Below are 24,710 nucleotides of genomic sequence, written 5' to 3'. Positions count from 1 at the left end.
GATGACGGCAGCCATTCAACGGCGACTGGATCTTCCAGAGCCACCCGCGCTGGCACAGCGCACCGAACTGCATCCCGAGCTGAACCGCGCCCATGTGCGTTTCGTCGGGCTCGGCAAAACCTACGACGGCAAACAAGGCCCGGTCGCCGCGCTGCAAGGCATCGACCTGGCGATCCAGCGCGGTGAAGTGTTCGGCATCATCGGCCGCAGCGGCGCCGGCAAGTCGTCGCTGATCCGCACCATCAACCGCCTCGAACAACCGACCTCGGGCCGGGTGCTGATCGATCAGGTGGACATCGGCGAGTACGACGAGGATCGCCTCGTCGCCCTGCGTCGGCGGATCGGCATGATCTTCCAGCACTTCAACCTGATGTCGGCGAAAACGGTGTGGCAGAACGTCGAACTGCCACTGAAAGTCGCCGGCGTCCCAAAGGAACAACGGGAGAAAAAGGTTCGCGAACTGCTGGAACTGGTGGGCCTGCAAGCCAAGCACAAGGCGTATCCGGCGCAGCTTTCCGGCGGGCAGAAACAGCGTGTCGGCATCGCCCGCGCGCTGGTGCACGACCCGGACATTCTGTTGTGTGACGAAGCTACTTCGGCCCTCGATCCGGAAACCACCCAGTCGATCCTTGGGCTGCTGCGCGAGATCAACAAACGCCTGGGCCTGACCATCGTGCTGATCACTCACGAGATGGCGGTGATCCGGGAAATCTGCGACCGCGTCGTCGTGCTGGAACATGGCCGCATCGTCGAGCAAGGCCCGGTCTGGGAAGTGTTCGGCAACCCGCAGCACGAGGTCAGCCAGACCTTGCTCGCACCGCTGCAACACGCCTTGCCCGAAGAATTGCAGAGCCGTTTGCAGGCGCAACCGTCGTCGTCCGACGCGGCCGTGGTGCTGCGTTTGCAGTTCACCGGCAGCCAGCAGGATGAGCCGGATCTGGCCGCGCTGTTCGCCGCGCTCGGTGGCCGGGTGAAATTGCTTCAAGGCGGCGTGGAACGGATTCAGGGCCACGCGCTCGGGCAATTGCTGCTGGCGGTGGCGGGATCAAAGCTGAACGCCGAGGAATTGCGTCAGCGTGCCAGCCAGTGGGCACAACGCACGGAGGTGCTGGGTTATGTGGTTTGATCGCTTGCTGCAGGGTTTTATCGACACGTTTCTGATGGTCGGCGTGTCGTCGCTGATCGCACTGCTGGCGGGTATCCCGATGGCAGTGATTCTGGTCACCAGCGACAAGGGCGGGATCTACGAAGCGCCGGTGCTCAATCGCGCGCTGGGTGCGTTCGTGAACCTGTTTCGCTCGATCCCGTTTCTGATCCTGATGGTCGCGCTGATTCCGTTCACCCGGCTGATCGTCGGCACCACCTACGGCGTCTGGGCGGCGGTCGTGCCGTTGACCATTGCGGCCACGCCGTTCTTTGCGCGGATCGCCGAGGTGAGCCTGCGTGAAGTCGACTATGGCCTGATCGAAGCTGCGCAAGCCATGGGCTGCCGGCGCTGGCACATCGTCTGGCATGTGCTGCTGCCCGAGGCGCTGCCGGGGATCGTCGGCGGTTTCACCATCACCCTGGTGACGATGATCAACTCCTCGGCCATGGCCGGAGCGATTGGCGCCGGCGGTCTGGGCGACATTGCCTATCGCTACGGCTATCAGCGCTTCGACAGCCAGATCATGCTGACGGTGATCGTGCTGCTGGTGGCGCTGGTGGCGCTGATTCAGCTGGGCGGTGATCGCCTGGCGCGGGGGCTGAACAAGCGCTAGAACAATCGATGAGCGCTGCCCTCCCCGGCATCAATCATCGATCAGGCTGTCGAGCCACGCGTATTCAGTTTTGCTTCGATGCAGCGCCTGCATGCTTTTTGCCGCGTAAACAATGCTGTCGGCGTTGTTCGCGGCCAAATGCGCGCGCAGCGCCGGATTTGCATTGAACAGGCCGACCGCCGTCTGAAGATCCAGATCGTCGCCGATCCCCAGATAATCACTGATCCCGAACAGCAGGTTGTCGTGATCGTCCGTAAAAGCGTTCACGTACTCGACTGTCAATCCACCGCGCATGATCACTTCGGAAACACTGCGCTCCGGAATGTCGTAGACGGTCAGCGGCTCCAGACTCAGCAAACCACGCTGGCTGTCACCCAGATAGAAGAAATCCGCGGCGTTGGGACCGATGGTCCTGAAGCGATCGATGCGGTTGGTATGCAGCATTTCATGGCCCAGGGACATGCCTAGAATCTCTTGCTGCATGTACTTGCGGTTGAGGAAGAAGCGGCCATGGAAATCCTTCTTGTACATCCATGCGGCACTGTTGTTTTCAGTTTCCACTGCGAAGAACTTCTCCTCGCCCCAAGTCCCTTGGTACTCCCTGGAAAGCGCAAGACCTCGCGCCACCGAGTCAGAGAACTGCTGCGCCACGGCCTGGTGCCCTGCGCCAAAAAAACTTTCGTAAACCGCGCTGGCACCGTCGTATTTCAAGCCGATGGCGTGAACGGCATCAGCGAAAACGCTTTCGACCACTCGCAACTCCGTGCGAATCAATGCGGCCTGCTCCGGTGGAAACTGCTTCAGCCCCCGTGCAATCAGCGTGGCTTCCTTTGCAGTCTCGTGCTCGATCGCGTCATCAATACCGGTGTGAACCCGACTGTGCTTTTCCGAATCTTTCCTGATATTGCGGATGAGCTCATCGATGTCGATATCGATGACATTGCCTGCGTCGCCGGATGACCGAGCCCGTTCCGGCGACCATTTCTTGCTGTGCGGATCGAAGAACAGGACCGGTCCCGAAGCCGTCCACTCGGACATCAAGGTCGCGCGATATTCACCGCCCGCTGCGGTTTGCCGAACCTGGACAATCTCGCCGGGGGCGACATCGACGAACGTGCGTCCCTTGATAACCCTCAACCCCAGGGCATCAGGCGCAGGCAGAGTGACCGGCGCTTTCAGGCGATAGTCCGCAAGCGCCCCGTCCCCGAAACGACCCGACAGGACCTCGGCGGTCGGCAAGGATGAAACAATGACTGCGGCGTCTGGCATATCCGGTTGGCGAACGGCCTCCACATCCGTTTGATCCATGTCCCGAAAACTCTTGTGCGCAGGTTCGTACTCGGGAAAGTCAGCACCGGATCTTTTACGCAGTGCAATGGCGTCTGCCAGGCAGTGGCTGGAGGACGTGGTGGAGGTTTTGCGGGTATTGCCCATGAAAAAATCCTTGTTGAGTAAACCTCCCTGAAAAAATCGGGCAGACATCGCGCTAGTCGTCTATCGCGTGGGCGCTATTGCAACCGATCGGGAACGGTCAGGTGCGGTAAATATGTATTGCACTTGAGCCGGCGTTTTGTGCTTTGTCCGGATCTGGATCCTCTGAACCGCGAAAGCGCTTATAGTCTGCCGATCTTCCTTTCAGCCCATGACGACCATGAAGCAGACCTCTACCGACCTCGAACAGATCACCGCCACCACCCTCGGCCATTACAACTCGGTGGCCGAGGATTTTCGTGAAGGCACCCGCGATCACGATGTCAGCCAGAACGTCGACGCCCTGCTGCGGCACATCCAGGCTGAAGCGCCGTTTTCCATTCTCGATTTCGGCTGCGGGCCGGGGCGGGATTTGCAGACATTCACCCGGATGGGCCACGTCGCCGTCGGCCTCGACGGCGCGGAAAAATTCGCGCAGATGGCGCGGGAAGACAGTGGCTGTGAAGTGTGGTGCCAGGACTTTCTGAAGCTGGACCTGCCCGCAGAACGCTTCGACGGGATCTTCGCCAACGCGGTGCTGTTTCATGTGCCGTTGCAGGAGTTGCCCCGGGTCTTGAAGCAGTTGCACGGGACATTGAAACCGGGCGGCGTGTTGTTCAGTTCCAACCCGCGTGGGGATAACCGTGAGGGCTGGAACGGGCCGCGTTATGGCTCGTATCACGACCTGCAAGCGTGGCGCGGATTGTTGACCGCCGCCGGCTTTGTCGAGCTGGAGCATTACTACCGGCCGGCGGGGCTGCCGCGTGAGCAGCAGCCCTGGCTGGCGAGTGTCTGGCGTAAAGCCGTGTAGTTGGCGATGAGCGCAAGGCGCTCGCCTTACTGCGCCTCTTTCTTCGGCTCGCGAATCTTGTACCAGGCCACGTACAGCGCCGGCAGGAACAGCAGCGTCAGCAGGGTCGCAATCACGATCCCGCCGATCATCGCGTAGGCCATCGGCCCCCAGAACACTTCCCGGGCAATCGGGATCATGCCCATGCTCGCCGCGGCGGCGGTCAGCAGGATCGGGCGACGGCGGTGTTCGGTGGCTTCCACCACCGCATCCCACGGCGCGTAGCCTTTGCGCTCAAACTCGTCGATCTGGGTCACGAGGATCACCGAGTTGCGGATGATGATGCCGATCAGCGCCAGAATCCCGAGGATCGCCACGAAGCCCATCGGCGTGCCGGTTGGCACCAGCGCCAGCACCACGCCGATCAGCCCCAGCGGCGCGACACTGGCCACCAGAAACAGCTTCTGCACGCTGTGCAACTGGATCATCAGGAAGGTCGCCATCAGGAACAGCATCAGCGGCAACACCTTGGCAATCGGCCCCTGGGCCTTGCCACTCTCCTCGACCGTACCACCGGTGGCGACCTTGTAGCCCACGGGTAATTTGGCCGCAAAGTCATCAATCGATGGCTTGAGGATTTTCACCAGATCGGTCGGCTGAATCTCGTCACGCACCGACGCCTTGATGGTGATGGTCGGCAAGCGGTCGCGACGCCACACCAGCGGCTGCTCCAGCTCATAACGAACCGTGGCGAAGGCCAGCAGCGGAATCGACGTGCCGTTGGGCGTGACGATTTGCAGGTTCTGCAGGGTTTCCGGCGTACCGCGTTCCGAACTCACCGCGCGACCGACCACGTTGATCAGGTAGATGTCGTCGTTGACCTGGGTCAGCGGCGCGCCACTGACGATGCTGTTCATCAGGTTCGCCACGTCTTCGGACGAGAGCCCGAGCTGGCGCGCCTTGTCCTGGGCGATGTCGATACGCAGGACTTTGCCCGGCTCGTTCCAGTCGTAAATGATCTCGCCGATGTGCTCGTTCTTGTCCAGTTCAGTCGCCAGGTCGATGGCGTGCTTGCGCACCTGATCGATGTCCTTGCCGCTGATCCGGTACTGGATCGGACGCCCCACCGGCGGGCCCATTTCCAGCGCCTGCACGTAGCTGCCGATGCCGACGAAGTCCTTGTGCAGCCGTTCGCGCAGACGCTGACTCAGGGCCTCGCGGGCTTCGAAGTCTTTGCTGACGATCACCAGTTGCGCGTAGTACGGGTTCTGCAATTGCTGGTCGAGTGGCAGGTAGAAACGGATCGCCCCCTGACCGATGTAGGTGCTCCAGCGCACGATGTCCGCGTCGCCCTGGAGCGTGGCTTCGAGCTTGTCGACGGCCTTGCGGGTCTCGTCAATCGAAGCGTTCTGCGGCAGGTTGAGGTCGACCAGGATTTCCGGTCGATCCGAGGACGGGAAAAACTGATTCTGCACAAAGCGCATGCAGAACACCGCCAGCACAAACAACAGCACGGTGATGCCGATGGCCCACCAGCGATTGCGCATGCACCACAGCAAACCGCCATTGAATGCGCGGCCAACGCGCCCCGGTTCGGCTTCATGGGGTTTCACGTTGGTGCTGAGAATGTGCACGCCGATCACCGGGGCGAAGAACACCGCCACAATCCAGGACACGATCATCGCCACGGCAATCACCGCGAACAGCGTGTAGGTGTACTCGCCGGCAGAACTGGCGTTGAGGCCGATGGGGACGAAACCGGCGACCGTCACCAGCGTACCGGTGAGCATCGGGAACGCGGTCGAGGTGTAGGCGAACGTCGCGGCCTCCTCCTTGCTCTCGCCCATTTCCAGGCGCGTGACCATCATTTCCACGGTGATCATCGCGTCGTCCACCAGCAGGCCGAGGGCGATGATCAGAGCGCCGAGGGAAATCCGCTGCATGGTGATGCCGCTGTATTCCATGAACACGAACACCATCGCCAGCACCAGCGGGATCGAGCACGCCACCACCAGCCCGGCGCGCACGCCGAGGCTGATGAAGCTGACCACCAGCACGATCACCACCGCTTCGAACAACGCACTGGTGAAGCCGCCAACTGCTTCCTCCACCACCACTGCCTGATCGGACACCGTGTGTACGCCCACGCCAACCGGCAGATCTGCGGTCAGTTCATCGATGCGCTTATGCAGGGCCTTGCCGAACTCCTGGACGTTGCCGCCCTTCTGCATGGCAATCGCCAGACCGATCGCCGGCTTGCCGTCGAAACGGAATTCCGGTGTGGCCGGGTCGACGTAACCACGGGTGATGTCGGCCACGTCCGCCAGACGATAGAAACGGTCGTTGAGTTTGAGATTGACCTCGGCCAGGTCTTTCTCCGAAGCGAACTGCCCCGAAGTCCGCACGGAAATCCGCTCGGGCCCCGCCTCGATGACACCGGCCGGAGTCACCGCGTTCTGCGATTGCAGGCTCTGCACCACCTGACGCTGATCAATGCCCAGCGCCGCGAGTTTGCGGGTCGAGAAGTTCAGATAGATCACTTCGTCCTGCTGGCCGATCATTTCGATCTTGCCCAGCCCCGGCACATTGCGGATCTCGGCCCGCGCCTGTTCCACGTAATCGCGCAACTGACGCATGGTCAGGCCGTCGGCGGTGAAGGCGTAGACCGAGCCGAACACGTCACCGAATTCGTCGTTGAATCCCGGCCCCTGAATGCCTTGCGGAAATTGCCCGCGAATATCGTCGATCTTCTTGCGCACCTGGTACCAGATTTCCGGAATGTCCTTGGCGCTGGTGGTGTCGCGCAGGTACACGTACACCGTCGATTCGCCGGGGCGCGTGTAGCTTTTCACGTAGTCGAGGGAGTCGAGTTCTTCGAGTTTTTTCTCGATGCGGTCGGTGACCTGCTTGAGGGTTTCTTCCTGGGTCGCGCCCGGCCATTTGGTCTGGATCACCATGGTCTTGATGGTGAACGACGGGTCTTCCTCGCGCCCCAGATTGAAGTAGGAAAACACCCCCATGAGCAATCCGACGAACATCAGATACCAGACGAAAGACTGATGCTTGAGGGCCCATTCGGAGAGATTGAAAGAGCCTTTCATTGACTGTCCTCGTCAAGTTTCACGGATTGTCCGGGTTTGAGACTGTTGACGCCGGCGCTGACCACACGCTCGCCGTTCTTCACGCCCCCTGCGAGCACCACGCTGCTGTCGGTGCGGCTGATCACGCTGACGTCGCGCGGGTTGACGGTCTTGCTTTGGGTGTCGATGACCCAGATTCGCGGTTTCCCGTCGACCTCCTGCAACGCCGTGGCTGGCAATTCGATACGCGGCTTGATCGCCGAGCTGAGGGTGACGCTGATTGCGGTGCCGAGCCGGAAGCCGTCAGGCGTGTTGGCCAGGGTCAGCCGTGCGCGTCGGGTGCGTGTCGCACTTTGTGCCTGCGGTTCGATCTCGCGCAGGGTGGCCGTGGTGTTGATGCTCGGGTCGAGCTGCCCGGCCACCAGAAACACCACGTCGGACGGGATCTCATCGACCAGAGTGTCCGGCAGATCGATCACGGCTTCCTTGATGTCCGGTTGCGCCAGGGTCACCACTTGCTGGCCCGCCGTCACCACTTGCCCGGCCTCGGCGTTCCACGCGGTGACCACAGCTTTGTGATCGGAGCGCAGTTCGGTGTAATCGAGTTGATCCTTGCTTTGATTGACCGCCGCCCGCGCCTGATCCAGCGAGGCCTGGGTGGTTTTCAGGTCCGTCATGGCAATGTCCAGTTGCGCCTGCGCCCCGACGCCACGGTCGAACAGCGCTTGCTGACGGCGGGCATTGGCCTGGGCGTTGATCAGTTGTGCCTGAACCTTGGCCAGATCGCCCTGGGCCGAACGCAGCTGGTTTTGCTGATCGGACGGATCGAGGGTGGCGAGCAGCGTGCCCTTCTGCACTTCGGTACCGACATCGACGTTACGGCTGGCAATGCGCCCGCCGACACGAAAACCGGTGTTGCTTTCATAGCGCGCCTGAATGCTGCCGGCGAAACGCCCGAGGTTTTCCTCGCTCATCGCTTCGACCTTGACCGACAACACCGGCCGTACCGGCTCCGGCGGTGGTTCGCTTTTCGAGCAGGCGGCCAGCAACACGCCAATGGATAACAGCCCCAGACGCTTCATGGCTGTGCTCCCGGTTGCAGATCCTTGTAGGTGTTTTCGGCAATTTCGACCTTCATGCCCGGATGCAGCAACTGCCCACCCGCAACAATGACTTTTTCCCCGCCCTTGAGGCCCTCGCTGATGATGACCTTGCCGATCAGGTAGCGGCTGACGGTGACGTTGTGCAACTGCGCTTCGCCTTTGTCGTCGACCATCCACACCGCCGGATCGCTGACGTTCTTGGTCAGCGCCGACCACGGTAATTCAACGGCCGACTTGCCGGTGCCCTTGGCCGTGGCGCTCACCACCGAGCCCAGTTGCATCCCTTGCGGCAGGCTGTCGAGGCTGACCTTGACCTGCACCGTGCCGGACTGCGCAGACACCGCCGGGGTGATTTCGCGCACGGTGCCGGTGGTCTTGATGGCGGGGTTGTCGAGCAGGCTGACGACGATCGAACGCTCCGCCGGCCGCTCGGCCAGCAGGGATTCGTAAACGTTGAATACGGCGTCGCGGTCGCCGTCCCGGGCCAGGCTGAAAATCGGTGCCGTGGCTTGAACCACCTGGCCGACTTCGGCCTGACGCTCGGTGATGACGCCCGGCGCATCGGCGATCAGCGAGGTGTAGCTCAGTTGATCCTTGGCATTGGCCAACTGCGCCTGCGCTGCACTCAAGGCACTCTGGCTGCTGCGCAAGGCGGCCTGCGCCGAATCGTATTCGCTCTGGCTGGTGTAGCCCTTGGGCAACAGTTTCTGCTGGCGGACGAACGCGGCTGCGCTCTGTTTGACCCGCGCCTGCTCGGCCACTACCTGGGCCTGGGCGGAATCGACGTTGGTCTGCAAATCCTTCGGATCAAGCTTGGCCAGCACTTGTTTGGCCGAGACGCGGTCACCGACATCGACCATGCGCTGGATGATCTTGCCACCGACCCGGAACGACAGTTCGGTCTGCACGCGCGCCTGAACATCGCCGGTGAGGGTCACGGCGGCGGCGTAATTGGCGGGGTTGACCTCCTGCACGAAGACCCTGGGCAGGTATTCGGCGGGGGCCTTTTTCTCGCCGCACGCGCTCAACAAAGCGAACAGACTCAGCATGACCGCTGTTTTCAATCCGGGACTCGCCATGCAGACTCCTTCCTGTGTACGAACGTGCAAGTGACGATACGACTGTGAGCTTAGAACAGGGTTCCGAGTCTGTGTGCGCGAATCTTATACTCCCTGCAATCGTTCCCACGCTCTGCGTGGTAACGCCGCCATGGACGCTCCGCGTCTGCCTTTGACGCAGATGCATTCCCACGCACAGCGTGGGAACGATCAACGAGGATTCAATGCTCAAGACCCTCGCGGTAGCCAATTACCGCTCGATCAATAAATTGGTGATTCCGCTGGGCCGTCTGAACCTGATCACCGGCCCCAACGGCAGCGGCAAGTCCAATCTGTACCGGGCGCTGCGGCTGCTGGCAGAAACCGCTCAGGGCGGCGTGGTCAATGCGCTGGCCCGGGAGGGTGGGCTGGATTCGACCTTCTGGGCCGGGCCGGAAACCATCAGCCGGCGCATGCGCAACGGCGAGGTGCCGATTCAGTCGACCGTGCGCCAAGGCGTGAAGCGCCTGCGTCTGGGCTTTGCCGGGGAAGATTTCAGCTATTCGATCGCCCTGGGTTTGCCGGAGCCAAGCCTCTCGTTCTTTTCCCTCGACCCGGAAATCAAAAAGGAATGCATCTGGGCCGGGCCGCTCTATCGCCCGGCCAGTCTACTGGTGGATCGCGACGGGCCGATGATCCGTGCCCGTGAGGGTCGTGGCTGGGATGTTCTGGCGCAATACACGCCGAACTTCGACAGTCTGTTCGATCAGGTCGGCAGCCTGCGCACCTCGCCGGAAGTGTTCCAGATGCGCGAGTTCATCCGCCGCTGGCGCTTCTACGATCACTTTCGCAGCGACGCCGACGCCCCGGTGCGCCAGCCGCAACTGGGCACGCGCACGCCGGTGCTGCACCACGACGGGCGCGATCTGGCAGCGGCGTTGCAGACGATCCGCGAGATCGGCGATCCCGAGGCGCTGCAGGCGGCGATCAGCGATGCGTTTCCCGGCGCACGGCTGAACATCGCACCGCTGGCGGGCGGTCGCTTCGCCATCGAATTCTTTCAGGAAGGATTGCTGCGGCCGTTGTCGGCGGCGGAACTGTCGGATGGCACGTTGCGCTATCTGCTGCTGGTCGCCGCGCTGCTGACGCCACGCCCGCCGTCGCTGATGGTGCTGAACGAGCCGGAAACCAGCCTGCATCCGGACCTGCTGCCGGCGCTGGCGCGCTTGATCATCCGCGTGTCGGAGCAGTGTCAGGTATGGGTGGTGTCCCATGCCCGACGATTGATTTCGGCGTTGCAGGAAGACCCGGAATGCAATTGCATCGTGCTGGAAAAAACCCTCGGCCAGACGGGAATCGTCGGGCAGAGGATTCTGGATGAGCCGGCGTGGAACTGGCCTGATTAGTCTCACACTCTCGATCCCACACCGTATCTGATCGTTCCCACGCTCTGCGTGGGAATGCCTCTGGGGACGCTCCGCGTCCAGTGACGCGGAGCGTCACGGGCTGCATTCCCACGCGGAGCGTGGGAACGATCATCTGTCAGGGAGTTAACCCTGCCACTTCCCGCCTTCGACAATCACACTCTCAGGCTTGGTGTCATCACTCAGCTCCTTACGCACATATTGGTCATACAGCTTGAGCAGGTATTTCTCCTCACCCAGCTTGGCCAGCTCCGTATTCACCCAGTCGCGCAGTTCAATGTTGCCCTTCTTCACCGCCGGTGCAATCGGCGCTTCGGCGCCAAGTTTTTCGTCCAGCACGCGGTAGCCCGGGTTCTGCTTGGCCCAGCTGAACAGCACCAGATTGTCCTGCGCGTAGGCATCGCCACGCCCGTTGGCCAGGGCTTGCAGGGACTCGGAGTTTTTCTCGAATTTCAGCAGTTTCCAGTCCGGGTGGTTCTTGGTCAGCCAGATATCGGCGGTAGTACCGGTGGTGACGATGGTGGTGCGGGTCGCCAGATCATCCAGCTTCTTCACCTCGCTGCCCTGGGGCACCAGCGCCTGCACCGCGACTTTGAGGTTCGGGTTGGTGAATTCCACCGCTTCCTTGCGCTCCGGGGTGACGGTCATGTTGGCGAGGATCAGATCGACCTTGTCGCTTTGCAGGAACGGAATGCGGCTCGCCGGTTCCACGGCCACGAACTCGACCTTGTTTTCATCGCCCAGCAGATCCTTGGCGAATTGACGGCCGATGTCGGTATCGAAGCCGACGTAGCGCCCCGCTTCGTTGACGAAACCGAACGGCGGTTTGTCGGTGAACACGCCGACGATCAGTTTGTCGCGGGCCTTGATCTTGTCCAGGTAACCGGCCGGCGCGGTGCTTTCGCTGGCGACTTTCGGCTTGGCCGGTTCTTCGGTCTTGTTGCAGCCGGCCAGCAGCGCGAGGCTGATCAGCGGTAAAGCAAATAGGGCTTTGGCAGTTTTCATGGCAGTTCCAGTTCCTTGGGTTGAGTCGTTTTGGGCGAAGTCGTTGAAGTCAGCGCTTCAACGTAGGAGAACTTCTCCAGGAACTGCTGCGCGCGTGCGGTTTGCGGGTTCGTAAAGAAAAGCTCGGGCGGGTTCTGTTCAAGGATGCGCCCGCCATCCATGAACACGATGCGATCGGCCACCGCGCGGGCGAAGGCCATTTCGTGGGTGACGATCAACAGGGTCATGCCTTCGCGGGCCAGGCCCTGAATCACCTCCAGCACCTCCTTGACCATCTCCGGATCAAGGGCGGCGGTGACTTCGTCGAAGAGCATGACCCGCGGGTTCATGCACAACGAACGGACGATGGCGATGCGTTGCTGCTGGCCACCGGAGAGCTGGCGCGGGTAGGCGTCGCGCTTGTCCGACAGGCCCACGCGTTCAAGCAACGCTTCAGCTTGCTGCTGTGCTTCGCGGCGTTCGCGTTTCTGCACTTTGAGTGGGCCGAGCAGCAAGTTGTCGAGCACGCTCATGTGCGGAAACAGGTGATAACTCTGGAACACCATGCCGATCTGCTGACGCACTTCGCGCCAGTCGGTGGCCTTGTCCAGCAATTCACGACCGGCGAATTTCAGAGAACCGCTGTGGGCGGTTTCCAGTCCGTTGAGGCAACGCAGCAGGGTGCTTTTGCCGCAGCCGCTGGGGCCGAGGATGACGATGACTTCGCCGGACTTCACTTGCAGGTCGATGCCCTTGAGCACCTGCTGTTCGCCGAAGAATTTGTTGAAACCCTGAAACTCGATCAATGCGCTCATGCTTGCGTCCAGCGCCGCTCCAGCACGCGCGAAGCGGCCGACAGCGGGTAGCAGATGAAAAAGAAAAACAGGAACAGCGCGCCGTAGATCAGCACCGATTCGTAGGTCCGTTCGATGATCTGCTGGCCGACCTTGATCACATCGACAACGCCGATCAGCACCGCCAGCGAACTGGTCTTGATGATCCGCGTGTAGACGTTGATGGTCGGCGGCGTCATGCGCTTCAGCGCCTGGGGCAGCAGCACGTAGCCGTAGAGTTGCGCCGCGTTCAGACCGATCGACAGCCCCGCCTCACGCTGCCCGCGCGGCAACGAATGCAACGCACCGCGCGCCACTTCGCCCACCTCGCTGGCGCCCCACAGCGACAGCACCAGCACCGCACACCAGAAGCTCGGCAGGCTCAGACCGAAGAAAATCGGCAGGCCGAAAAACAGCAGGTACAACCAGACCAGCACCGGGATCGCCCGGAACAGTTCCAGATAGATCCGCAGCAGCGCGTTCAGCCACGTCACGTTGAGCGTGCGCAGCACGCCGTAGAGCACGCCGCCCACGGTGCTGATAGCGATACTGAGGAACGAGATCGACAGGGTTTGCCCGGCGCCTTTTGCCAACTGCGGCAACGACACCCAGAGCAGTTCAAGACCCGAACTGGCCATGCTGGAGCCTCCTTTCCAGACGGCTCAACAGCAGCGACAGCGGCAGGAACAGCAGCACGCAGATCAGCGTCAGCACGGCGAGCATTTCGTAGGTTTTGTAGTAGAGGGCAATGTAGCTTTTGGTGGTGTAGAGAATTTCCGGCACCGCCACGGCCGAGACCACGGTGGTCTCCTTGAGCAGGAAAATGAAGTTGGCGAACAGCGACGGCAGGCTGAGGATTCCGGCTTGCGGCAGGATCACGTAGCGCAGCAACTGACCGTGGGACAGGCCGATTGAGCGGCCCGATTCAAGCTGCGCCTGGGGCACCGCATCGACGCCGGCGCGCAGCACTTCGGTGAGGTAGGCGCCGCCGAGAAAAGTCATGGTGATGATCGCCGCAGTGAAACCGGAAACCTTGATCCCCAGGGCCGGCAACGCGAAGTAGACGAAGAACAGCTGGATCAGCAGCGGCGTGTTGCGCGCCAGCTCCACATACAGCCCGACCAGTTTTTGCAGGTAAGGCGTGCGGAACACCAGAATCGTCGCATTGAGCAGCGCCACCAGCAGCGAGGTGCCAATGGCGATCAAACCGACCTGTAGCGTCACGCCCACGGCCTTGAGAAACGCCGGCAGGGTGCTGAGGATAAATGCGTAATCGAAGGTCATGAAACATCCTGACGCCGCTCGGTAAGCGGCGGTAGTGCAGTCCATGGACAGCGGGTAACTGTCCGGCAGGCACCGACTTTAAAGGTATAAGAAAAAGAATTTAAATACCGTTAAAGCATATTGATATCACGCAAAAAACTATCCTGCGGGTTTGCCCCGACAGAATAAGAAGGCTATTTTTCCTTTCGCTGTAGGACGGATCTTTTTTTCGTAAAAGCCCTCCAAGGACGAACAGCTTTTGGCCAGACTCCCCCGGCCAACCCCATAACAAGGAAGAGAACATGGACGTAAAAGTGCCGCAGCGACCGGACCCGCAGGATTTCGTGAAATGGCTGGTGGCTTTGCGCAGGGCGCTGAAAACCAGCGCAGCCTGAGTTATCCACACGCAAGAAAAAACGCCGATGACCATCACTGGTCATCGGCGTTTTTTTTCAACCTTGAAGGGGGTTGCTGTTGCGTCGGATCAGAACGCCGGCAGTACCGCGCCGTTGTACTTCTTCTCGATGAACGCTTTGACTTCAGGGCTGGTCAGGGCAGCGGCCAGTTTCTTGATGGCGTCGCTGTTCTTGTTGTCTTCACGGGCAACCAGGAAGTTCACGTAAGGCGAATCAGCACCTTCGATCACCAGGGCGTCCTTGGTCGGGTTCAGCTTGGCTTCCAGCGCGTAGTTGGTGTTGATCATGTCCAGATCGACTTCTTTCAGAACACGTGGCAGCAGGGCCGATTCCAGTTCCTTGAACTTGAAGTTGTGCGGGTTCTTGGCGATGTCTTTCGGCGTGGCCAGAGCATTCTTAGGATCTTTCAGCTCGATCAGGCCGGCCTTCTGCAGCAGGATCAGTGCACGACCGCTGTTGCTGCCTTCGTTCGGAATGGCGATGGTGGCGCCGTCCGGCAGTTCGGCCAGGGTCTTGTACTTGCTCGAGTAGCCACCGAACGGTTCAACGTGAACACCTTGCACGGTCACCAGGTACTTGGCCTTGTCGTCCTTGTATTTGCCGGCGTTGAAGCTGTCCAGGTAAGGCTTGGTCTGGAAGTAGTTGGCGTCCAGACGCTTCTCGCCTACCTGTACGTTCGGCTGTACGTAGTCGGTGAAGACCTTGATTTCCAGATCCACGCCTTCTTTGGCGAGGGTCGGCTTGATCAGTTCGAGGATCTCGGCGTGCGGCACCGGCGTCGCGGCAACCACCAGTTTCTCGCCGGCCTGGGCCAGGGAAGCAGTCAGAGCAGCCGCCAATGCGGTAAACAACAGAACCTTTTTCATGCAGTGTCCTTATCGAAAATCGGTCGTCATCGACGACGGCATTAATACGTGTGCCAGCGATGTGCTACTGCTGGCGTGAAGCGGACAATACCGGGATTTTTTATTCCCGGACAATAACGTTTATTCAGCTTCATATTCCATTTTGTTCATGTTGAACAAAATGGTTACAACGCCTCGCTCAGGCTCAACAGCAATTCTTTCAATGCCTTACGTTCGTCGGCAGTGCCGTTGAGGCTCACGCTCGCCACCTGACGCTCGATCTGAACCAGCGGCCCAGACACCTCGGGCAGGTTCAGGTGCTCCGGCAGGATTTCGTCGCCGGTGCTCACCAGCAGCGCAAAATGAATGACGTTTTCCAGCTCCCGGGTGTTGCCCGGCCAGCTGTGTTGTTCGAGCACCTGCTGCGCCGCTTCGCTGATCAGCGGCACCGGCAGATCCAGGCGCTGGCTGTAGATGCCGAGGAAGTACTCGGCCAACGACAGAATATCGCCGACCCGCGCGCGCAATGCCGGCAGTTCCAGATGCCCTTCGCTGAGATAGTGATAAAGACGCTCGTGGAATTTCCCCGCCGCCACCGCTTGCGCCAGATCGATGCTGGTCGCAGCGACCAGTCGCACGTCCACCGGGCTTGGTTGATGCGCACCGACGCGGGTGACTTCGTGGTTTTCCAGAGCGGAAAGCAATTTGATCTGGATCGGCAGTGGCAGGTCGCCGATCTCGTCCAGGTACAGGGTGCCGCCGTTGGCCGAGCCGAACCAGCCGGCGCGACTGCTGGCCGAGCCGCTGTAGCTGCCGGCGGCGTAGCCGAACAATTCGGCATCGGCGTAGGTCGGGCTGATGGCGCCGCAATTGACCGAGACAAACAGCCCGCTGCGATCACTGGCGCGGTGGATGTGGCGAGCGAGCAATTCCTTGCCGGTGCCGGTCTCGCCGCGAATCAACACCGAGATCGAGCGTGGTGCGAGTTGGGCCATTTCCTCGCGCAACTGGCGCGAGCGTGGATCGACAAACACCAGCGCCTTGGCGCGAATGCTCAGGGGACTTTTTTCCGCATCGGGAAAGGTCAGCAACGGCTGACCGAAGGTTTCAAAACTCATGGCAGACTCCCGCCCCAAATCGCCGGGAGACGGGGGCGTTGAAAAAATAAAAGTGGTCAGGCACGGCGCCGGGCGTGGTGTTCCATGCGGTTTTGCAGGCGATACAGATAAGCGAAGCCCTGCTCCCAGCGTTGATGCCCGGACTTCACGTTGATATGGCCGGCGCCTGCGAGAATTCCCGCCTCGGCGCCCCAGTTGCGCGCCAGTTCCAGCGCACGCGGCGCGCTGACGGCGGCGTCGTTGTCGGAGCTGACGACCTGGCTCGGGAAGGGCAGCAGATCGGTCGGGATCGGCGCGAAATTACGCAGTGCCGGCACGCACGCCGGGCGCTCGACATCTGCCGGCGCTACCAGCAATGCCCCGCGCACTTGACGCAAATGATGCAGCGGCGCGGTGGCCGCCCAGTGCGCCACGGTGATGCAGCCCAGGCTGTGCGCGATGAGAATCACCGGCGAGCTGTCGGCGGCAATCGCCTCGGCCAGCGCAGCGACCCAGTCTTCACGACGCGGCGTCAGCCAGTCGGCCTGCTCCACCCGCGCGCTGTTGGGCAGGCTGTTCTGCCAGTGGGTTTGCCAATGATCTTCTGGCGATCCTTGCCAGCCCGGCACAATCAGATAACGGATTGATTCGTTGCGCATGGGGGAGCTCTCCTGCGTCGTGTCTGTTCCTGAACGAGTATAGGGACGGGATTTATATTCGTTAAGGAATAAGAAGATATTTATTAAGACCTGAAAAGAATATTAAGCATTGAGCAAAAAAAGGGGCCGCACCCTGCCAAGGAGACGGCCCCGGAAAAAACGTGAAACCCTTATCGCGCAGTGATCACCGACAGCTTGGTGATGCCCGCCCGCTCAATCGAAGCCATGGCTCGCGCCACTTCGCCGTAATTCACCCCGTCGTCAGCCTGCAATTGCACGCGCACTTCCGGGTCCTTGGCCTTGGCCGACTTGAGGTTGAACTCCAGCAGATCCGGCTGGATTTCGTCCTTGTTGATAAACAGTTTTCCAGCACCGTCGATGCTCACCACCAACGGGTCTTTCTGCTCGACCGGCGCCACCGCTTCAGTCTTCGGCAGGTTGATCGGTATCGCGTTGGTCAAAAGCGGCGCGGTGACGATGAACACCACCAGCAGCACCAGCATCACGTCCACCAGCGGCGTCACGTTGATCTCGCTCAGCACCTCGTCGCTGTCTTGCGTGGAGAAGGCCATATCAGGACGCCTCCTTCACTTTTGTTGCGTTGCCCTGGGCCGCTGCCTTGTGCGCGGTCGGGTGGATCAACACGCGGAACGCGCTCTTTTGCGCCAGGCTGTAGAAGTCGTGGGCAAAGTCGTCCAGGTCCGCCGCCGTCAGTTTCAGACGACGCAAAAAGTAGTTGTAAACCAGCACCGCCGGCACCGCGACCGCGATCCCCACCCCGGTGGCGACCAGCGCTGCACCGATGGGACCGGCGACCGTTTCCAGGCTCGCCGAACCCGCCGCGCTGATGCCTTTCAACGCTTCCATGATTCCCCACACCGTGCCGAACAGACCAATGAACGGCGAGGTGCTGCCAATACTCGCGACCACTGCCAGACCGGTTTCCAGCGAACGACGCTCGCGGACGATCTGCTGACGCAAGGCACGTTCGAGGCGATCCTGATGGTTGATCGCCTGGCTCAGGTCATTGGCCTGCGGCGCCTCGCCCACTTGAATCGCCGCATAACCGGCCTGTGCCACCCGCGCTGCTGCGCCGGGCTGGGTTTCGCTCAACTCGGCGGCGGAGTCCAGACTCGACGCCGCCCAGAAGCGCTTGTGAAATTTGCGATCCTGCGCCTTCAACCGGCCGAACTGCACAGCCTTGAGCAATGCCAGGCCCCAGGTGGCGACAGAGAAGACCACCAGCAGCCAGATCACCGCGCTTTCGATGGATTCCAGTGGAGATGCCAGTAACGTCATGATGTGTTCCCTCGTGTAAACGTTTAGCGCGAAATTGGTTTCGGTTTAATGAATCTTGAAATCGATGGGTACGCTGACCCAGCCGTCCTGGGCGACATCACCCTGCTTGGCCGGCACGAAGCTCCAGCGCTTCACGGCGTCCAGCGCCGCGTCGTCGAGCTGTTGCCGGCCACTGCTTTTCTGAATCTGGATCTCGCCCGGTTTGCCGCTGGCCAACACGTGCACCCGCAGCAACACCGTGCCTTCCCAACCGCGACGCTGGGCCAGCGACGGATACTCCGGTGCCGGGTTCTTCAGGTACGCCGCGTTGGCCGAGGCCGGCGTCACCGGAGCAGGTGCCGGTGGTGCAGGTGGCGCTGGCGCGGCGACCGGAGCGGCCGGTTGTGGCGGAGCCGGTGGTTGCTCGACCGCTTTTGGCGCTGGTTTCGGTACAGGTTTGGCGACCGGTTTCGGCTTGGGAATCGGCTTCGGTTTCGGTGGTGGCTTGGTTGCCAGTTCGTCTTCCACTGGCGGCGGTGGCTCGACCACAGGTGCCGGTGGCGGCGGTACAACCACAGGTGGTGCCGGTGGTGCCGGGCGCGAAAACTCGATGGTCATCGGTGGAATTTCCGGCGGCACGATCGGCAGCGCCGGTGTCGGATGCTGGTTGATCCAGTAGATCACCGCGCCATGCACCACCAGCGCCAGAACGCCGAGCAGAATCGTTTCGCGGCGGCTCAGAATGCCCTTGGGCGCGCGCTGCAAACGCAGCTGCCCCAATGGCACACGATGGGGCCGGCCGAGATCGACCAACTCGCCGCTCGGCGCCTGGCGCCACAGCACCTCCTGTGCACTGGCGGCGGTCTGGACATTGCCCATTGATTTACTCCCTGCGGTCTCTTTGCGTTTTTTCGCGTAGCCGATTCGCCGCTTGTTGAATCCCCCACGGCGTGATCGATGGGTCAATCATTGGGCTAGACGCTTATCTCCGAAAGTAATCTTTCATGTTATGAATAGACGTTTATGGAATATATGAAACAGTCATTTCCGCCAAAGCCACGGCCTGCAAGGCTTCCAGCGATTCGCCGGAATCGACATGCTTTCCCGGCATAAAAAGTATTCATCCAAGGCATCGGGTTATCGATGACCCCGGATTCAGTGACAACTAATACCAAGGTGATAGTTGACGAACTTTTTAAAAGACAAACAAAAAGGCCGATGCATGTTTAATGCATCGGCCTTCGATTTACGGAATTTATTATTGCTTCACAAACTCCCCAGCCAGACCGACTACATCACCGTCAAAGTTGGTACGCGAACCCACCGCGCGAACTTTCGAGTAGTTGTGATCCGGCGAGAACAGCGTCCAGGACTGATAGCCAGTGCCGTCATTCAGAGCCGCGAAAGTAATGATCGTAGGCTGCCCGGTGCTGTTCTGGAAGTGGTAGTGACCGTACGCGATGTCGTAGTTCACGCCGTTCTGGCTGAACTTGCCGCTGAAGGTGCCGTTGGAGTCGTTGCCATCGGTGATCGTCAGTTTGGCGCCAGCGTTAGCGTTTACATAGTTGCCATTAATGCTCGACATAACGAGATTTCCTTTATCGTTGGATAAGTGTCTTCCGATGAGAGCAAGTTTCCTCCTGGAAACTCACGACACTCAGGATGGTTGGACATTCATTTATTGTCCACGCGACTTTTCAACGAAATTGCTATATGCACTATTCATGTCGCTCATAACTTATTTCGATTCGGAAGACTCTTAATAACTAACCACTGGCATTGGTTTGTTGCACACCAATGGCCGGCGCGATCACTGCCGTTTCCGAGCGCGGCGTTCCTGCCGGCACCCAGTCATAACTCACAGGAAGGGCCCGATAGACCCAGTTGCTGATCGCGTCGCTGCCCGGTGCCTTGCCCAGATAAGGGCTGACGTATTCCCAGACATTTTCACCGCTGGCTGTCACCTGGAAGAACCGCCCGTTCATGCCTTCATCGATCAGCGTATTGCCGTTGGGCAAGCGCCGCGCGCTGCTGATGAACGAGCTGTAGAACGCCCACCCCGGCTGCTTCGAATTGGCCGCGCTGTACTGCCAGACGATTTCATTTTTCACCGGGTCGATCTCCAGCACCCGCGAACCGGAAATCAGCCCCAGCGTGACGTTCGGGTAACCCGCCGAACCCTGGTTGTCGAACACCAGCAGATTGCCCGCGCCGGGCAGTCCGGCCGGGATGATGTGCGCGTCATGCTGGCCGACGAACTGGTCCACCGGGCGCGGGATTTTCTGCGCGGTTTTCGGGTTGGTCAGCGGCAGATTCGGCCCCAGTCGCCACACCACTTTGCCGCTCTGCCTGTCGATGATCGCGATGAAGTTGGCGTTGCGCGAATCGATCAACAGGTTGTCCGGATTGAAGCGCTTGTCGCCGCCATCGAACCACTTGTTCGGCCCCACCAGGCTGAGGTTGTTGATGTGCAGGTAATCCGGATTTTCACTGGCGCGAACCAGCTTCAACTGCTCGGCAGTGAAGCCGAATTCGTTCAAGTGATCCGACGCCAGCCACTGCCATTTCACCGCGCCGGCGGGGCTGACTTCATAGATCGCGTCATCGATCACCTCGGGCACTTTGAAGCCTTTGACCTTGTGCACCTTGTTCGCCAGCACCACGGTGTTGCCGTTGCTCAGGCGACGCTGATCGTGATGCTGTTGCGCCGCACCACCGGGCGCCTTGTCGCCCCACTGCCAGACGACTTTGCCGTTCCAGTCCAGCTCGCCGACGCTCTGATTACCGAGGCCATTGCCGGCGGAACCGAGCTTGCCCGGATCCTTTTCGCTCAGTTGCAGCAACACATGACCGCGCTCGCCACCGACCAGTTTCGGATCGATGATCGCCGACGGGAAACCCGACTGCGGCCAGTTCTTGACCTCGTTGCCGTTCATGTCGATCAGGTGCGTCTGCTTGTCGGCACCGCTGAAGATCACATACTGATTGAAGGCCTTGGCCGGGTCGTAACGGGTGACGCCGGTGGGGTAGACGCTGGGTGCGGCGACCGCCCCGGCACTGAGCACTGCGCCGGACAGCAACACCGGTAAAGCGGTTTTGATGCGCAACATGATGCAGCTCCTTGAAGGATCGATCAGAAGTCGTAGCGACCGGTGACGCCGAGGGTGCGCGGCGTGCCGAGCAGGCCTTCATAGCCGCCGTTGCCGCCGGTCCACAGGGTCGTGTAGTAGGTTTTGTCGAAGGCGTTTTTCAGCCACAGGGAGACGTCCCACTGACCCTGATTGAAATCGCCGCGCAGGCCGGTGGAGAGATTGACCACCGCGTAGCTCGGGATCTGGCCGTAGTCGGAATCTTCCACCGTGCCCACCGCTTTGGAGCGGAACGCGTAGCTGCCGGTGACGTAAGGTTGCAGACCGTTATCCAGATTCCATTCGTACTTGCCGTTGGCGTTGCCGATCCATTTCGAGGCGCCGACCACCTGATGGCCGCTGAGGTCGCACGAGGCCGGAGCACCCGGTGCCTGGCTGACTTCAGGCGGGCACGGCGCGTCCTTGTAGGAGAGATAGCTGACGTCGTTGTACGAGCCGTTGAAGTTCAGCGTCAGGCCGCGCAGCGGGATCAAGGTGCTTTCGAATTCCACCCCGCGCGAGCGCACCGAGCCGGCGTTGGTCAGGTATTGCACACGGTTGACGTCGTCGTAGGCGTTGGTCTGGTAAGCGTTGACCTGAGTCCAGAACACGTTGGCGTTGAGCTGCAAACGGCGACCCCACAGCGTGCTCTTGAAGCCGAGTTCGGCGTTGTTGGCGCGCTCGGTGCCGATCAGCAGCGAGTCGGCGCCAGCGGTCGGGGCCGAGCCGACCACAAGGTTGACCCCGCCGGATTTTTCGCCGTGAGACAAGGTGGCGTAGCCGAGCAGATCATCGGTGAAGCGATAGCTGAGGTTGAGCAATCCGGACGGGCTGGAGCTGTACTGATTCAGGTCGCCGGAATCGTAGGCGCCGGTCCGGCCACGTCGCGCGGTGGCTGCGGCACCCGTGACAGCGGCGCCACCGACCGGCGCATCACGATTGACCCAGGCGTTCTTCTCTTCATAAGTGCCACGCACCCCGGCGGTGAAATCCAGACGCGGGGTCAGGTGCCAGGTGCCTTGGGCGAACAGCGCGAAGCTGTCGGTCTTGATGTGGCCACGACCGACACTGTTGACGTTGGCCAGCGCGCCCCGTGGCGTGCCGTTCCAGATGTCTGCCTGCGGGCCGTAATAGGCGAAGGATTTGTTGTCCAGGTCCGAGCCGAAATAGTAGGCACCGAGGACGTAATCGAAGAACTCGCCCTTGGGCGACGCGAGGCGAAATTCCTGGGAATACTGTTTGTCCTCCACCGACACACCGGCGTTGTAGGTCGCCGGCACGTTGAGGCCATCGTCGTTGCGCGGGGTGAAATTCCAGAAGCGGTACGAGCTGACCGAGGTCAGGGTGAAGTCGCTCGGCAGGGTCCAGTTGGCCTCCACCGACGTGCCGCCCTGATGCACGGTGACGTGCTGGTCGCTGTCCAGATTGACCTTGCGGTGCGAGCCGTTGACCAGCGTCGCACCGGCAGCGGCGGCACGGGCCGAGTAGAGATTGACGCCATTGATGGTCGGCCCGGTGTTGTACAGCACGCGCGTACCGGCGCTGGAATCCTCTTCGTTGTAGTCACCGATCCAGCGCAGATTGAAGTTTTCGTTGGGCTTGAACAGCAGCTGCGCACGGAAGCCGTCGCGGGATCCGCCGTTCAGATCATGGCCGTTGAATTCGTTCTTGATGTCGCCGTCACTGCGGGTGCGATAGGCCGACAAACGCCCGGCCAGCACATCGTTGAGCGGCCCGGAAATCGTGCCCTTGGTCTGGAAATACCCGTCCTCGCCGACCGACGTTTCGATGCTACGTTCCGGGGTGAAACTCGGCGCGCGGGTGCTGATGTTGATCACCCCGGCGGTGGTGTTCTTGCCGAATAAAGTCCCCTGCGGCCCGCGCAGGACTTCGAGCTGTTCGATGTCCATCAGGTCGAACACCGCCATCCCCGGGCGACCCAGATAAACGTTGTCGATGTACAGCCCGACGCTGCCTTCCAGACCGTCGCTGGCCGGGTTGTTGCCCAGGCCCCGGATCGACACGCTGGACTGGCGCGCATGCATGTAGGCGACGTTGACGCTGGGCACCAGTTGCTGCAGATCCTGAATCCGGTAGACCCGTTGCGTCTCCAGAGTCTGGCCGCTGACCACGCTCATTGGCGTCGGCACGTCCTGAGAACTTTCTTCGCGACGGCGGGTGGTAACGGTCACGGTTTCCAGTTGCGAAGTGGCGGTCGCGGTCTTGCCTGCCGGTGCCGCAACAGGGGTTTCCTTTTCCGCAGCGTAGCCGTGGGTCCAGCTGGCACTCCCCGCCAGCAACAGGGCCAGAGGCAGGCGTTTGAGCTGTCGTGGCGGCGGCGGTGAAGCGAGGTTCAACGGACTCATGGGGCTGCTCCTGGTCAAAAAACACGCAGACATCTTCCGTGCCGCATATTCTTTTAAGTTATTTATTTATGTTTTTACAAAGATTTACTGCATAAGAGATTGCCTTTATAAGGAGTCGACCTAATGCATATCCAATGCATTTCCCGGATATTTTTTATGTGAAAAATGCATATCGACTTGCGCCAACTCAGACACTTCATCGCCCTTGCCGAACAACGCAGCTTCGTCGCCGGCGCGCAGGCGGTGAACCTGTCGCAGTCGGCGTTCAGCCGCAGCATTCAGGCGCTGGAGCACAGCGTCGGTTGCCAGTTGGTGGATCGTGGGCGCAAGGAATTGCCACCGACCAAACAGGGCCAGGTGCTGCTTGAACACGCGCGGCGACTGGTCAGCGGTGCGCAGCAGATGGCCAACGAGATCAGCCAGTTCAACGGGCTGGAGGCGGGGGAATTGCGCTTCGGTTGCGGGCCGGCGCCAGCGGCAGGATTGATCCCGCGAGCGATCGGCAGCTTCATCGGCCGCTATCCGAAAGCGCGGGTGCATTACCAGGTTGATGACTGGCAGAGCCTGAGCAAACGGCTGCTGAGCGAAGAGTTCGAATTCTTCGTTGCCGACACTCGCCACTTCGAGGCGGATCCGGATTATCTGACCCACCGGTTGCGACCGCGCAAATGGCATTTCTGCTGCCGCGCCGGGCATCCGCTGGCCGCATCGGATCGGGTCACGGCCGAGCAATTGATGAGTTATCCACTGGCCGTGAGCATTCGCCCGCCAAACCTGCGCAAGGTCATCGTCGATCTTAGTGGCCGCCCGGATTTCGTCCCGAACGTGGAGTGCGAGAACAGCGCCAGCCTGCTCGGCGTGGTGTTGCGCTCCGACGCGATCGGCATCGTCGGCGCCTATTCGGATGCGCTGCATCAGGCCCGGGGTGAGTTGGTGTGCTTGAAGGTCGAAGGGTTGGCGGATGATCTGGAGGAGCTTTACACCCGTTACGGAATTGTCAGCCGCGCCGGGTATCGGTTGTCGCCACTGGCCGAGGCGATGATCGAGCAGATCAAGGCGATCGATGCGGTGGAAGAAGAGGTGTGCTCACTGGCGAACCTCGCCGTCTGAGCCCATGCGTTTCATGCATCGCAAGCATTCCCCGAATGCACTTGCCGAACACCCTCGCCGAAAGCGA

Annotated in this window: 22 protein-coding genes; 5 read left to right on the top strand and 17 right to left on the bottom strand. The window is 60.8% G+C overall.

Annotation, left to right across the window (positions count from 1 at the left end; genetic code table 11):
• Nucleotide 1: 1 nt before the first annotated feature.
• Nucleotides 2–1,126, top strand: a complete 1,125-nt coding sequence (locus AC0R79_RS02235) for a methionine ABC transporter ATP-binding protein (RefSeq protein WP_433898875.1) — start codon at nt 2–4, stop codon at nt 1,124–1,126.
• Nucleotides 1,116–1,760, top strand: a complete 645-nt coding sequence (locus AC0R79_RS02230) for a methionine ABC transporter permease (RefSeq protein WP_007952752.1) — start codon at nt 1,116–1,118, stop codon at nt 1,758–1,760. Before AC0R79_RS02235 ends, AC0R79_RS02230 begins: the two co-directional genes overlap by 11 nt.
• A 30-nt stretch (nt 1,761–1,790) precedes the next feature.
• Here the strand turns inward: AC0R79_RS02230 and AC0R79_RS02225 are convergent, their stop codons facing one another.
• Entirely contained in the window at nt 1,791–3,194 is a 1,404-nt protein-coding gene (locus tag AC0R79_RS02225) for a hypothetical protein (RefSeq protein WP_474733011.1), read from the bottom strand.
• A gap of 217 nt (nt 3,195–3,411) precedes the next feature.
• On the opposite strand from AC0R79_RS02225, the gene AC0R79_RS02220 reads away from it, so the two are divergent.
• The gene (locus AC0R79_RS02220; RefSeq protein WP_474733009.1) at nt 3,412–4,041 is read left to right on the top strand and encodes a class I SAM-dependent methyltransferase; all 630 of its coding nucleotides are present in this window, start codon (nt 3,412–3,414) and stop codon (nt 4,039–4,041) included.
• 26 nt (nt 4,042–4,067) lie between these two features.
• Here the strand turns inward: AC0R79_RS02220 and AC0R79_RS02215 are convergent, their stop codons facing one another.
• From AC0R79_RS02215 to AC0R79_RS02205, 3 genes are read right to left on the bottom strand one after another with little or no spacing between them, the layout of a single operon-like run.
• The gene (locus tag AC0R79_RS02215; protein ID WP_474733007.1) at nt 4,068–7,121 is read right to left on the bottom strand and encodes an efflux RND transporter permease subunit; all 3,054 of its coding nucleotides are present in this window, start codon (nt 7,119–7,121) and stop codon (nt 4,068–4,070) included.
• The gene (locus AC0R79_RS02210; RefSeq protein ID WP_127796597.1) at nt 7,118–8,182 is read right to left on the bottom strand and encodes an efflux RND transporter periplasmic adaptor subunit; all 1,065 of its coding nucleotides are present in this window, start codon (nt 8,180–8,182) and stop codon (nt 7,118–7,120) included. Before AC0R79_RS02210 ends, AC0R79_RS02215 begins: the two co-directional genes overlap by 4 nt.
• On the bottom strand, nt 8,179–9,282 hold the full coding sequence (locus tag AC0R79_RS02205) for an efflux RND transporter periplasmic adaptor subunit (RefSeq protein WP_085608591.1): 1,104 nt from the start codon (nt 9,280–9,282) through the stop codon (nt 8,179–8,181). The genes AC0R79_RS02210 and AC0R79_RS02205 overlap by 4 nt, the downstream gene beginning before the upstream one ends.
• Nucleotides 9,283–9,485: 203 nt before the next feature.
• Between AC0R79_RS02205 and AC0R79_RS02200 the strand changes: the two genes are divergently transcribed.
• A complete protein-coding gene (locus AC0R79_RS02200; protein WP_127796596.1) occupies nt 9,486–10,646 on the top strand; it encodes an AAA family ATPase in 1,161 nt (386 codons plus the stop codon).
• A 144-nt stretch (nt 10,647–10,790) separates the two neighbouring features.
• Here AC0R79_RS02200 and AC0R79_RS02195 read toward each other — a convergent pair whose 3' ends face one another.
• The 13 genes from AC0R79_RS02195 to AC0R79_RS02135 form a co-directional block, all read right to left on the bottom strand.
• Nucleotides 10,791–11,669: a transporter substrate-binding domain-containing protein gene (locus AC0R79_RS02195; RefSeq protein WP_007952765.1), complete on the bottom strand. Its 879-nt coding sequence runs from the start codon at nt 11,667–11,669 to the stop codon at nt 10,791–10,793.
• Nucleotides 11,666–12,463 (bottom strand): amino acid ABC transporter ATP-binding protein, encoded by a 798-nt coding sequence (locus tag AC0R79_RS02190; RefSeq protein WP_474733004.1) that lies wholly within the window; start codon nt 12,461–12,463, stop codon nt 11,666–11,668. Before AC0R79_RS02190 ends, AC0R79_RS02195 begins: the two co-directional genes overlap by 4 nt.
• Nucleotides 12,460–13,119: an amino acid ABC transporter permease gene (locus AC0R79_RS02185; RefSeq protein WP_007952770.1), complete on the bottom strand. Its 660-nt coding sequence runs from the start codon at nt 13,117–13,119 to the stop codon at nt 12,460–12,462. Before AC0R79_RS02185 ends, AC0R79_RS02190 begins: the two co-directional genes overlap by 4 nt.
• Entirely contained in the window at nt 13,100–13,765 is a 666-nt protein-coding gene (locus AC0R79_RS02180; RefSeq protein WP_007918712.1) for an amino acid ABC transporter permease, read from the bottom strand. The genes AC0R79_RS02185 and AC0R79_RS02180 overlap by 20 nt, the downstream gene beginning before the upstream one ends.
• 463 nt (nt 13,766–14,228) lie before the next feature.
• Nucleotides 14,229–15,026, bottom strand: a complete 798-nt coding sequence (locus tag AC0R79_RS02175) for a MetQ/NlpA family ABC transporter substrate-binding protein (RefSeq protein WP_011331930.1) — start codon at nt 15,024–15,026, stop codon at nt 14,229–14,231.
• Nucleotides 15,027–15,190: 164 nt separating this feature from the next.
• Nucleotides 15,191–16,123, bottom strand: coding sequence for a sigma 54-interacting transcriptional regulator (locus AC0R79_RS02170; protein ID WP_064592681.1), 933 nt, complete (start codon nt 16,121–16,123; stop codon nt 15,191–15,193).
• 56 nt (nt 16,124–16,179) lie between these two features.
• Nucleotides 16,180–16,761: an alpha/beta hydrolase gene (locus AC0R79_RS02165; protein ID WP_007952774.1), complete on the bottom strand. Its 582-nt coding sequence runs from the start codon at nt 16,759–16,761 to the stop codon at nt 16,180–16,182.
• A 170-nt stretch (nt 16,762–16,931) separates the two neighbouring features.
• Nucleotides 16,932–17,333 carry an ExbD/TolR family protein gene (locus AC0R79_RS02160; protein ID WP_003220570.1) on the bottom strand — a complete coding sequence of 134 codons (402 nt, stop codon included), beginning with the start codon at nt 17,331–17,333 and terminating at the stop codon, nt 16,932–16,934.
• A gap of 1 nt (nt 17,334) precedes the next feature.
• On the bottom strand, nt 17,335–18,060 hold the full coding sequence (locus AC0R79_RS02155) for a MotA/TolQ/ExbB proton channel family protein (RefSeq protein ID WP_039764509.1): 726 nt from the start codon (nt 18,058–18,060) through the stop codon (nt 17,335–17,337).
• A gap of 45 nt (nt 18,061–18,105) precedes the next feature.
• Complete coding sequence (locus tag AC0R79_RS02150; protein ID WP_041475106.1) at nt 18,106–18,918, bottom strand: energy transducer TonB; 813 nt, start codon at nt 18,916–18,918, stop codon at nt 18,106–18,108.
• Nucleotides 18,919–19,297: 379 nt separating this feature from the next.
• Nucleotides 19,298–19,624, bottom strand: a complete 327-nt coding sequence (locus tag AC0R79_RS02145) for a hypothetical protein (RefSeq protein WP_007952780.1) — start codon at nt 19,622–19,624, stop codon at nt 19,298–19,300.
• A 181-nt stretch (nt 19,625–19,805) separates the two neighbouring features.
• Nucleotides 19,806–21,149, bottom strand: a complete 1,344-nt coding sequence (locus tag AC0R79_RS02140) for an aryl-sulfate sulfotransferase (RefSeq protein ID WP_474732995.1) — start codon at nt 21,147–21,149, stop codon at nt 19,806–19,808.
• A gap of 23 nt (nt 21,150–21,172) precedes the next feature.
• Entirely contained in the window at nt 21,173–23,533 is a 2,361-nt protein-coding gene (locus tag AC0R79_RS02135) for a TonB-dependent receptor (RefSeq protein WP_474732993.1), read from the bottom strand.
• A gap of 165 nt (nt 23,534–23,698) precedes the next feature.
• On the opposite strand from AC0R79_RS02135, the gene AC0R79_RS02130 reads away from it, so the two are divergent.
• The gene (locus tag AC0R79_RS02130; protein WP_127796589.1) at nt 23,699–24,643 is read left to right on the top strand and encodes a LysR family transcriptional regulator; all 945 of its coding nucleotides are present in this window, start codon (nt 23,699–23,701) and stop codon (nt 24,641–24,643) included.
• Nucleotides 24,644–24,710: the final 67 nt, after the last annotated feature.

Source organism: Pseudomonas sp. HD57-3 (assembly GCF_056113135.1).
The sequence above is the reverse complement of the archived record's forward strand: the minus strand, read 5'-3'. Positions and strand labels throughout refer to the sequence as shown.

Coding starts and splice junctions, on each gene's coding strand:
- AC0R79_RS02235 (WP_433898875.1), top strand. CDS start 2: ATGACGGCAGCCATTCAACGGCGACTGGATCTTCCAGAGCCACCCGCG.
- AC0R79_RS02230 (WP_007952752.1), top strand. CDS start 1,116: ATGTGGTTTGATCGCTTGCTGCAGGGTTTTATCGACACGTTTCTGATG.
- AC0R79_RS02225 (WP_474733011.1), bottom strand. CDS start 3,194: ATGGGCAATACCCGCAAAACCTCCACCACGTCCTCCAGCCACTGCCTG.
- AC0R79_RS02220 (WP_474733009.1), top strand. CDS start 3,412: ATGAAGCAGACCTCTACCGACCTCGAACAGATCACCGCCACCACCCTC.
- AC0R79_RS02215 (WP_474733007.1), bottom strand. CDS start 7,121: ATGAAAGGCTCTTTCAATCTCTCCGAATGGGCCCTCAAGCATCAGTCT.
- AC0R79_RS02210 (WP_127796597.1), bottom strand. CDS start 8,182: ATGAAGCGTCTGGGGCTGTTATCCATTGGCGTGTTGCTGGCCGCCTGC.
- AC0R79_RS02205 (WP_085608591.1), bottom strand. CDS start 9,282: ATGGCGAGTCCCGGATTGAAAACAGCGGTCATGCTGAGTCTGTTCGCT.
- AC0R79_RS02200 (WP_127796596.1), top strand. CDS start 9,486: ATGCTCAAGACCCTCGCGGTAGCCAATTACCGCTCGATCAATAAATTG.
- AC0R79_RS02195 (WP_007952765.1), bottom strand. CDS start 11,669: ATGAAAACTGCCAAAGCCCTATTTGCTTTACCGCTGATCAGCCTCGCG.
- AC0R79_RS02190 (WP_474733004.1), bottom strand. CDS start 12,463: ATGAGCGCATTGATCGAGTTTCAGGGTTTCAACAAATTCTTCGGCGAA.
- AC0R79_RS02185 (WP_007952770.1), bottom strand. CDS start 13,119: ATGGCCAGTTCGGGTCTTGAACTGCTCTGGGTGTCGTTGCCGCAGTTG.
- AC0R79_RS02180 (WP_007918712.1), bottom strand. CDS start 13,765: ATGACCTTCGATTACGCATTTATCCTCAGCACCCTGCCGGCGTTTCTC.
- AC0R79_RS02175 (WP_011331930.1), bottom strand. CDS start 15,026: ATGAAAAAGGTTCTGTTGTTTACCGCATTGGCGGCTGCTCTGACTGCT.
- AC0R79_RS02170 (WP_064592681.1), bottom strand. CDS start 16,123: ATGAGTTTTGAAACCTTCGGTCAGCCGTTGCTGACCTTTCCCGATGCG.
- AC0R79_RS02165 (WP_007952774.1), bottom strand. CDS start 16,761: ATGCGCAACGAATCAATCCGTTATCTGATTGTGCCGGGCTGGCAAGGA.
- AC0R79_RS02160 (WP_003220570.1), bottom strand. CDS start 17,333: ATGGCCTTCTCCACGCAAGACAGCGACGAGGTGCTGAGCGAGATCAAC.
- AC0R79_RS02155 (WP_039764509.1), bottom strand. CDS start 18,060: ATGACGTTACTGGCATCTCCACTGGAATCCATCGAAAGCGCGGTGATC.
- AC0R79_RS02150 (WP_041475106.1), bottom strand. CDS start 18,918: ATGGGCAATGTCCAGACCGCCGCCAGTGCACAGGAGGTGCTGTGGCGC.
- AC0R79_RS02145 (WP_007952780.1), bottom strand. CDS start 19,624: ATGTCGAGCATTAATGGCAACTATGTAAACGCTAACGCTGGCGCCAAA.
- AC0R79_RS02140 (WP_474732995.1), bottom strand. CDS start 21,149: ATGTTGCGCATCAAAACCGCTTTACCGGTGTTGCTGTCCGGCGCAGTG.
- AC0R79_RS02135 (WP_474732993.1), bottom strand. CDS start 23,533: ATGAGTCCGTTGAACCTCGCTTCACCGCCGCCGCCACGACAGCTCAAA.
- AC0R79_RS02130 (WP_127796589.1), top strand. CDS start 23,699: ATGCATATCGACTTGCGCCAACTCAGACACTTCATCGCCCTTGCCGAA.